Source organism: Henriciella sp., from assembly GCF_049649345.1.
GTDB lineage: Bacteria > Pseudomonadota > Alphaproteobacteria > Caulobacterales > Hyphomonadaceae > Henriciella.
In genome coordinates, this window is record NZ_JBARZC010000060.1 from 1 (window position 1) to 3179 (window position 3179).

At 58.7% G+C, this 3179-nt stretch carries 3 protein-coding genes; all 3 read right to left on the reverse strand.

Annotated features, from left to right (window positions below):
• Positions 1-454, reverse strand: a 454-nt coding sequence (locus WA989_RS01480) for a UbiA family prenyltransferase (RefSeq protein ID WP_424338759.1), incomplete at its 3' end; no start/stop codon positions are given.
• Between the two features lie 66 nt (positions 455-520).
• A complete protein-coding gene (ppsR, locus tag WA989_RS01485) occupies positions 521-1948 on the reverse strand; it encodes a transcriptional regulator PpsR (RefSeq protein WP_424338760.1) in 1428 nt (475 codons plus the stop codon).
• 33 nt (positions 1949-1981) lie between these two features.
• A complete protein-coding gene (locus tag WA989_RS01490; protein WP_424338761.1) occupies positions 1982-2812 on the reverse strand; it encodes a cobalamin B12-binding domain-containing protein in 831 nt (276 codons plus the stop codon).
• Positions 2813-3179 lie beyond the last annotated feature (367 nt).

Sequence of the window (3179 nt, forward strand, 5' to 3'; positions counted from 1 at the left end):
CGGCCGGTCCGCTCCATCCATCTTCCTTGAAGCGGACGGGCGGGGCGCTGTAGAGCCAGGCAAGCGCAACGCCGACAATGGTTGCGGCGAAGGCCCAGAGGCCCAGAAGCGCGCCGACCACGAGCGACATGGCGGACCAGAAAATGCCGAGATAAAGCCCCCATCGGCCCGGAATGCGGCCGGATGGGATGGGGCGGTTTGGTTCATTGATCGCGTCGACATGGCGGTCATACCAGTCATTCACCGCTTGGCTTGCCGCGCAGACCATGGGGCCGGCCAGGATCACGCCGCCAATAATGAAGGGCCAGAGCGCCAGCGAAGCCTGCCCGGTCGAAATGACGCCGCAGGCAAACGCCCACATGGGCGGGAACCAGGTTATCGGCTTGGATAATTCAAGAATGTCACGCCAGTGAGGACGCGATTGTATCGTCAAGGGATAGGGTGAGCCCGACATTCGCCAAGGGTAAAATGGACACCCCATAGTGTCAATTAAGATAGACGCTTATTGTCGAGAATTCCGCTAGTCGCTGGCGTCGAGGCCGACACGTTTGAGCTTGGAATACAGGCCCTGCCGGCTGAGGCCGAGCATTTCGGCGGCCGAGGCGCGATTATTGTCGGAAATCTTGAGCGCGGCCTCGATACAGAGCCGCTCGATCAGGACCGACGACTCGTTGACGATTTCCTTGAGCGGCACGCGGCCAACCAGTTCTGTCAGCTCGGTCGTCGAGCTTGGCAGCTGTTCGTCGAGGCCGGGCGAGGGCGCCAGGCGGCGCGAGACGCTGCGGACGGAAAAGGCGTAAAGCGTGCCGGTCTGTGTCGGGGCAGTGACGGCCGAAATCTCGACCTTCTCTTCGCTTCCGAACCGGTCGCGGGAAACGGTCGCGAAATTGCGCACGATGCCGTTCTTCTTGAGCGTCGAATAAAGCACGTTGATGTCTGTCGAGGAGCGGCCGAGATAGGTTTTGAGCGGCGTTCCCGTCGCTTCCTGGGTCGAGGCGAGCTGCGACATCTGGGCGAACGTCCCATTGATCATGAGAATGCGCTGGTCTGCATCGGCAATGACGAGGCCGTCCGGCAGATGATCGACCATCTTGTCGAGGGTCCGTGTCGCCCGGTCGCCTGACGGTTGGATGCGATTGTCACTAAGCCTCAGAATCACTCGCTTCTGGTCGTTCTCGGTAAAGGCAGACGCCGACAATTCGACCTGTCTGCCCGATGAGAGCGTCAGGTCTGTATCAGACGACATGCCCTGGCTCGCCGCAGAGGCGATGAGCGTGTTGAGCCGGCCCGTCGAGGCCGATTTGAACAGGCTGCTAATCGGCTGGCCGACAAGATTGAGGCGGATATGATCGGTCAGCGTTTCGGCGGCCGAATTGGCTTCCTCGATCGTCCAGTCCTGCGCGTTGACGACAAGTATGGCTTCGCTGCTCGTATTGAACAGGAGGCGATAACGTCCCTCGGCCATGCGCATGCGCGAATAATCGCGTTCGAGATCCTGGTGCGCGTTGATCAGTTTCTGCTGCAGTTGAGACAGGTCACTGAGATCGCGGCCGAGCGCAATGAACCGGTCCTTCCCGTCGACCGGAACGGTTGTGTATTTGACCGGAACATCGAGTGAGGATTTGGAAATATGGTTGACCTGCCGCCAGCCCATATCGGAGGTCTCGCCATTCAGCAGGGCCTCGATCTTGGGCCGGCTCTCGACCGTCACCGTATCGATCCAGGCCTTGCCCAGCCAGGCGTCACCATATCCGTTCGATATCAGCGTCTTGTCCGCAAGCGCCACATCCTTGACGATGCCGTCTTCGACGATCAGAGCAATATCGGTCGCTGCCCCGATCAGATCGGCGACCTTGTCAGCAGACAGGCCTACGAAATGCTCTCCAGGCGACTGAAAGCCGGAACGCGTCTTCTTTGACGGCGGAATATGCGATGATTTAGCGTCCATTAGCCTGCTATCTGTACCAAAGTCGCCGGTCCTTTAGCAGCCGACTCGTGCCTCTGCCAATAGGTCCAGCGCGGTTGTGGGCGCTGTGCTTGCGTCAGTTGACGCTGCATCAGCGCCGACTTGCCCGGCGATCGATTCATCGCGGCCGACGAGGGCCCCACCGATAATGACCTTGATGTCCTTGTTACGGGATGTTGTCCTCAATTGACCGATCACGCCCGAAATATCGTTTGCTTCGTGCGACCTTGCAACAGAGAGGCCAACCACATCAAACGTGGTTGACGACACGATGCGGAGAAGTTCATCCACCTTCGCGCCTGGTTCGCACGTGACCCGCCAGCCTTCCTTGATGAAGAATTCTGCCACCATGATGACCCCGAACACATGCTGGTCGCCGCAAGCCGTCGACAGCAGGATGGATGGGGTCTCCGGCGCCGGGAAAACCTGGCGAACCGCCGGGCTCAGCGAATTGTGACGCAGCACCTCGTGCAGACGGCAGAGGCCGATGGTCACTTCGGCGAAATTGCGGATGTCTTCTTCCCAGAGTTCGCCCATGCGCCGCGCCGTGGGTGCGAGCAGGTCAACATAGATGCTTTCAATTGAGATGCCTTCGCGCACCAGATTGTCGACGAATTCATGTCCTGATGTCACAGAGTGGTCGATCATGAGGTCGAGAAACTCGTCCTGGGCCTCGCGCCGGTCTTTGAGGGACTTGTATTCGCGCGCATCTTTTTCAGAGCGGTCATTGGTGTGCACGAGCATGAGCCGGGGCAGGATTTCTGTCTCGATGGCGTCGAGCAGATGTATCGCCGGATTATCGGCGGGCGGTCTGGCTGTACCGATGGACGTCTCGTCGTCAGGCACTGACCCATGGGGGTCTCCTGCCACACGTCTCTTCGCAGGATAATACTCGCTTTTGTCGGCCACCTTTAACCCTCCCGGTATGACGGCAACGCACTCCTCAGGTCATTTATTCTAATTGTCGTGTCGATCTGCCATCGCTCCAGCCTTGGGGACGGAGACGGGGGAACAGGCGATACTTGCTAGGAAGTTTCTTGTTGTCGGTTGTGTTGATTGGAGCGCAATCCGGCCCGCGCATTTCTTCGCTGAGGGACGTTTGCACCAAGCTGACAAGTTCCGCGATCTTTTCGGACCGCGCCATCTGGACTTTACCGAGATGGTTCAAACTTGGCATCTGCGATCCTTAACAGAATAATTTCATGCTCGATAG

Excerpts from the sequence above, each read along its gene's own strand:
- ppsR (WP_424338760.1), bottom strand. The coding sequence starts at position 1,948 with ATGGACGCTAAATCATCGCATATTCCGCCGTCAAAGAAGACGCGTTCC.